Origin of the sequence: Rhizobium sp. 268, assembly GCF_036571585.1 — a bacterium.
GTDB classification, from domain to species: domain Bacteria; phylum Pseudomonadota; class Alphaproteobacteria; order Rhizobiales; family Rhizobiaceae; genus Rhizobium; species Rhizobium redzepovicii.
In genome coordinates this window covers 1-5,375 of the sequence record NZ_JAPPSO010000049.1, presented here as the reverse complement: position 1 = coordinate 5,375, position 5,375 = coordinate 1, and the positions used below count along the sequence as shown (strand labels likewise).

General features: G+C 56.6%; 3 protein-coding genes and 3 pseudogenes. 1 reads left to right on the top strand and 5 read right to left on the bottom strand.

Going from position 1 to position 5,375, the window contains the following annotated elements; genetic code table 11:
• Positions 1–203: 203 nt before the first annotated feature.
• The 3 pseudogenes from OS035_RS33180 to OS035_RS33170 form a co-directional block, all read right to left on the bottom strand.
• Positions 204–461: pseudogene (locus OS035_RS33180) on the bottom strand (inorganic diphosphatase); the annotation flags it as partial.
• Positions 462–535: 74 nt separating this feature from the next.
• Positions 536–1,264, bottom strand: a pseudogene (gene ltrA, locus OS035_RS33175) (group II intron reverse transcriptase/maturase); the annotation flags it as partial.
• 532 nt (positions 1,265–1,796) lie between these two features.
• Positions 1,797–2,090, bottom strand: a pseudogene (locus OS035_RS33170) (IS6 family transposase); the annotation flags it as partial.
• 142 nt (positions 2,091–2,232) lie between these two features.
• Between OS035_RS33170 and OS035_RS33165 the strand changes: the two are divergent.
• On the top strand, positions 2,233–2,574 hold the full coding sequence (locus OS035_RS33165; protein ID WP_063474881.1) for a hypothetical protein: 342 nt from the start codon (positions 2,233–2,235) through the stop codon (positions 2,572–2,574).
• Positions 2,575–2,982: 408 nt separating this feature from the next.
• Here OS035_RS33165 and OS035_RS33160 read toward each other — a convergent pair whose 3' ends face one another.
• Both OS035_RS33160 and OS035_RS33155 read right to left on the bottom strand, forming a co-directional pair.
• A complete protein-coding gene (locus OS035_RS33160) occupies positions 2,983–4,479 on the bottom strand; it encodes a replicative DNA helicase (protein ID WP_130827579.1) in 1,497 nt (498 codons plus the stop codon).
• Between the two features lie 309 nt (positions 4,480–4,788).
• Positions 4,789–5,001, bottom strand: a complete 213-nt coding sequence (locus tag OS035_RS33155; protein WP_063474880.1) for a hypothetical protein — start codon at positions 4,999–5,001, stop codon at positions 4,789–4,791.
• Positions 5,002–5,375 lie beyond the last annotated feature (374 nt).

Genomic DNA, 5,375 nt, shown 5'->3' with positions numbered 1-5,375 from the left:
ATCAAACCATGGCTCCCGAAAAGCAGGCAGCTTAGCGCCTTTGTTGCAGTTCGAGATAGAATGTACCCGGCTACACAAATTTGCGGCGCAATCTATCTTATGGAACCATAATGAGGTTGCCTCCGGTCCAAGGCCGCGCAAAGACTGGGCCTAAGATACCGCTGCTAGTTCGCTCCACCTTATTTGGCTCTTCCGATTGGCGATTACGTTTGCGAATTGTAGCGGCCGACCGCATCGCTAATCATCTTCTTTGCGACATTGACGTCCTGCCAGCTGGCTACCTTCACCCACTTGCCGGGCTCCAGATCTTTGTAGTGCGAAAAGAAGTGCTCGATCTGCTTCACAAAGATTTCCGGCAGGTCGGTGTAGTTCTCAACCTTGTCGTAGCAGCGCGTCAACTTCGCCACCGGCACGGCGATGATCTTCTCGTCCTTGTCGCCATCGTCCTCCATGACCAGAACTAGATCTGGTCATGCCGCCAGATCCCACATTTTGATCGATGTCCGGTTAACGTTACGATGCCGTCCAGAGCTCACTGAAGAGCCATCGCCTGGTCCTCGGTCCGACAATGACAGATCGCGTCGTCAGCATACCGCTCAAACGGAATGTCCGGGAAATTCCGACACATCCACATATCAAACGAATAGTGAAGAAAGAGGTTTGCCAAGAGGGGGCTGATTACCCCGCCCTGTGGCGTTCCTCGCTCTCTGGCGACGAGATCTCCGTCCGGCATCTGCACCGGCGCTTTCAGCCATCGTTCGATGTATAAAAGCTCCCACGGGCAATCGGTGTGCTTGCGCACAGCCCGCATCAGCAGGTCCGGTTCGATGCTATCAAATAAAGTCTTGATATCGAGATCAAGAACCCAGTTGTAACGCCAGCATCGCTGCCGTGCCACGCTGATCACATCGAGTGCCGATTTGCCGGGCCGATACCCATAGGAATCCGGATGGAATTCAGGCTCCACCGTCGGTTCCAGATGGCGTTTGAACACCATCTGCGCAATGCGGTCGGCGACCGTAGGTATGCCCAACGGGCGCGTCTTCCCATCGCTCTTGGGTATGTCGACCCGCCGCACCGGCGGCGGAAAATAGCTGCCCGACGCCAGCCGATTCCAGAGCTTGTACAGGTTGTTCGTAAGATCAGCCTCAAAGTCCGCAATCGTCTGGCCATCAACACCAGCCGCTCCTTGGTTGGCTCTAACCCTCTTATATGCTTCCCACACCTCTCTTTTCGGAATCGTATACGGCTTTGCTCGATCCACGAGGATCCTCCCGTCGCCGGTTGTCCTCGCTCCAGAGCTGAACAACGCAACCCCTTCGCTCCAGCCCCATTACAGGACCTTCAGCACTACTACGGGCTGCTCCGCTCCTGTGCTCCGCTTCGGTAATCTCACCCTCGCAGGGACCGCCTGCTTGGGTTTCTCCCTTAACATCGGAGCGACAGGTTCCCGCGTTCCACACGAAAGCCTGGTAAAGAGTCACGCCGCCTTCATGCCGGATGCCGCCTGGGCAGAAATCAGGTCGCCCCCCAGACTCGTCCCGGGCTAACGAATTCCTCCCGGTTTCGACATCATCTTGCACTTTTCGACACGTCATCAGCGGTTCGCTTGCGCTCGTCTCTCTAAACCTCACCTGACGGACTAAGACCCGCCTTTTTCTGCAACGCTCACCACTACGGCTCTTTACCGTCGCAGCTTGCAGTGGTTTGAAACCTACCCCTGACGGTCGGTTTCGAGGGACCTACCCTCATCTTCCGTGCAACTCGGCTCCCACATTGCTGTGGATGCCTCGCGCCACACCCTCGTCCAGATGCCAGATAACTTTCCGCGACGGCTTCTTTCTAGGCAGCTGCATGACGTAGGCTGCCCCGAATTTGCGGCCCATCGCCGTATCGTTTCGTAAGAACCGACGATACCGCGCTCCAGCAACATTTCCTCGACCAGCCGCAGGCTCAACGGGAACCGGAAATACAGCCAGACCGCACGGGCGATAATCTGCGGTGGAAAGCCGTGGTTCTTGTAGCTGATGGTCGATGAGTCATCTCAACCGAATTATCCGCCACCCGTTAAGTTGCCGACAACGTGACATCGCCCGTTTAGGCATAGACCGGTAATTCACCGAATTCTCGAAAGAAGACGGCATCCGAGGCTCTGTCTTCATCGATAAGATATCCAAATACGGTTGATTGTCATAGGAAAGCGTGGATAGTCACCGGGATGGAAAGCCGAAAATGAATCTCAACGATGACGACGAACACCTGATAGAAACGCTTTTCCGCAACGGCACGATTACCGTCGTGGGGGTGGTGCTTTCATTTTCCCTAGGCTTCCTTACGCAGTGGGCCAGCAATCCAATACCGTGGAGACTTGCCGACCTGCCGACGTTGGTCGTCATAATTATAGGCATCGTCTTTCAGCTGCGCTCCCTCGCTTTACTTTTGCAAACGTCATCACTGAAAAAAGTCGTCTACGACAAGGCAAGCCGGCTATTTCTGAATGGCGTGATCATCACTGGGTCTGGCGTTTTTCTGGCGATCCTCATTGACACGTTCCAGTTGGTGATGGAGCGTTAACCGACACTTGGATTGAGGGGTTCCGCCGGTAAATACCGCCGAAAATGTTAAGGCGACACTACCCGGCTAGAGCAGGTCCTGCGATTGATGAATCGATTGTGAGGTGACGTGGCGCGGCGAAGCTGATTCAACATCCACAGCGAAGAGGTGGATGAGGGCACGAGCACTGAGCGATGATCCGATGATCTTCGGTTACGCGTATTGAAAGCGTCTGCGGCGGGCAGACAAGCGCCTTGTTCCGACCTTGATCAAACAACGGGACATCGCCGGTCAGTCTAATGCATGTTGCCCAAAACTGTGCAGCGGTTTTGGGAGGACGACTTGCATAAAGCAAAGACCTCTAACAGCGTCGCATACGACGCAATTAGACATCAATGCTGGCGGGGGGAAAGTCCGGCCGCCGCGCGATCAGTGCTCTTCATATTGGGTGAAGGAGGGATCGGCGAGATCGGCGAAGCGGGTAAATTCTGCCTGGAAGGCGAGCTTCACCGTTCCCGTCGGCCCGTGGCGCTGCTTGGCAATGATGACGTCGGCCGTGCCCTTCACCTTGTCGAACAGCGCTTCCCACTCCGGATATTTCGGATCGTGGATGTCGCGCGGCTCCGAATTTTTGACGTAATATTCCTCGCGGAACACGAAGAGCACGACGTCGGCGTCCTGCTCGATCGAGCCGGATTCGCGAAGGTCGGACAGCTGCGGCCGCTTGTCGTCGCGGCTTTCGACCTGACGCGAGAGCTGCGACAGTGCGATGATGGGAACGTTGAGCTCCTTGCCGAGCGCCTTGAGGCCGGTGGTGATCTGGGTGATTTCCTGCACGCGGTTGTCGCTGGACTTGCCCGAGCCGGTCATCAGCTGAATGTAGTCGACCACAAGCACGTCGAGGCCGCGCTGGCGCTTGAGGCGGCGCGCGCGGGCCGAAAGCTGGGCGATCGAGATGCCGCCGGTCTGGTCGATATAGAGCGGCACCTTCTGCATCATCCTCGAGCAGGCGACGAGCTTTTCGAAATCGGCATCGTTGATGTCGCCGCGGCGGATCTTCGAGGAGGAGACTTCGGTCTGCTCGGAGATGATACGGGTGGCGAGCTGCTCGGACGACATTTCGAGCGAATAGAAGCCGACGACTCCGCCGTTCTTTGCCTTCATGCTGCCGTCCGACTGGACTTCGCTTTCGTAGGAGGCGGCGATATTGTAGGCGATGTTTGTAGCAAGCGAGGTCTTGCCCATGCCGGGGCGTCCGGCAAGGACGATCAAGTCCGACCGCTGCAAGCCGCCCATCTTGGAATCCAGCGAATGGATGCCGGTGGAAATGCCGGAAAGTCCGCCGTCACGTTCCTTGGCGACGGCCGCCATGTCGATCGCCAGCGCGACCGCATCGTTGAAGGCCTGAAAACCGCCGTCGTAGCGGCCGTTTTCCGCCAGTTCGAAGAGGCGGCGTTCGGTATCCTCGATCTGCGACTGCGGCGGCATGTCGAGCGGCGCGTCATAGGCGATGTTGACGACATCCTCGCCGATGGTGATCAGCGCCCGGCGCAGCGCCAGGTCGTAGATCGCCCGACCGTAATCCTCGGCATTGATGACGGTGACGGCATTGCTGACCAGGCTCGCCAGATATTGCGAAACCGTCATGTCGCCGACTTTCTCGTCGGCTTTCAGGAAGGTCTTGATCGTCACCGGATTGGCGATCTTGCCCATGCGGATGATATCGCCGGCAACCTCGAAGATCTTCCGATGCAGCGGTTCATAGAGATGGATCGGCTTCAGGAAGTCGGACACCCGGTAATAGGCGTCGTTATTCATCAGGATCGCACCCAGAAGCGCTTGCTCGGCTTCGATATTGTTGGGTGCTTCGCGATAATGCTGCTCCGACGGGGCAACAGCTGCAATCTTTCGAGCGGCGTCGTTCATCATCATCCGTTCTGTCGGCGTTGTCACGTTGTTTATTGGCCGCGTGGGAAGCCGTGAGTGCACGGCCTGCCTGAAAAGCGCAGGCTCGGCCTCACGTGGCCACATTCAAACAACGTGACAACGCCCTTCGTAGTGCTCATGCCATTCGTGCTTTGACCCATGCTACGCAACTGCGGGCGTCGAAATTGTCGTTCGCTGGATCAAGGCGCAAGCCACATAGCTTGACGTCCGGTGTGAGCTGAAGTAAGAAGCGCGCGAGCACCCTCGCCTCGCCAGCAAAGCCGCTGGCAGGTTGAAGGTCTATTATTTTCATGGGTATCCCCAATCTATCGTGTCTTCCGCTTCGCTTGCAGCGAAAGCGGCCATGTCTTTTCGTTTTTGACGATCTTCGATTCTGATCATCCCTTCAATGACGAGCAGGCCGGCGGCGCCATCTAGAGTGAAACCCACTGCGCACAATTGGCTGATTGCGTCTTCGATGATCTCGCGGGTCTTGGCTGATTTGTACTGGCCGACGCTCATGCTGCTGTCTCCTCTTGTTTGGCCATCCCCTTGACTAGTAGCGACGAGCGACGCGCCGCGACCGTGCCGCCGAGCAGGATCGCAGCCTGTTTAATTTCGGCGATATGCATGGGCTGCTCGCTCCTTCGAGTCGGTTTCCACGAGACAAGGAGATCGGACCCCCTGACCATGCGCGGATTCTCAAAATGTGGCACAAGTACTTCCTGACGGTTTTATATCAATATAAGGCTTGTACACCGTCAGTGGCATATATGAGCCCAAATAAGGCTAGTCAACAGCCAATGAGCTACCGCGCCAACAAACTTACCGGTGTTGTCACGTTAAGTTTCTCTGGCTGGAAAGGTCAGCGGCTCGTGGATATTCAGGCGACACAG

Coding starts and splice junctions, on each gene's coding strand:
- OS035_RS33155 (WP_063474880.1), bottom strand. CDS start 5,001: ATGAGCGTCGGCCAGTACAAATCAGCCAAGACCCGCGAGATCATCGAA.
- OS035_RS33160 (WP_130827579.1), bottom strand. CDS start 4,479: ATGAACGACGCCGCTCGAAAGATTGCAGCTGTTGCCCCGTCGGAGCAG.
- OS035_RS33165 (WP_063474881.1), top strand. CDS start 2,233: ATGAATCTCAACGATGACGACGAACACCTGATAGAAACGCTTTTCCGC.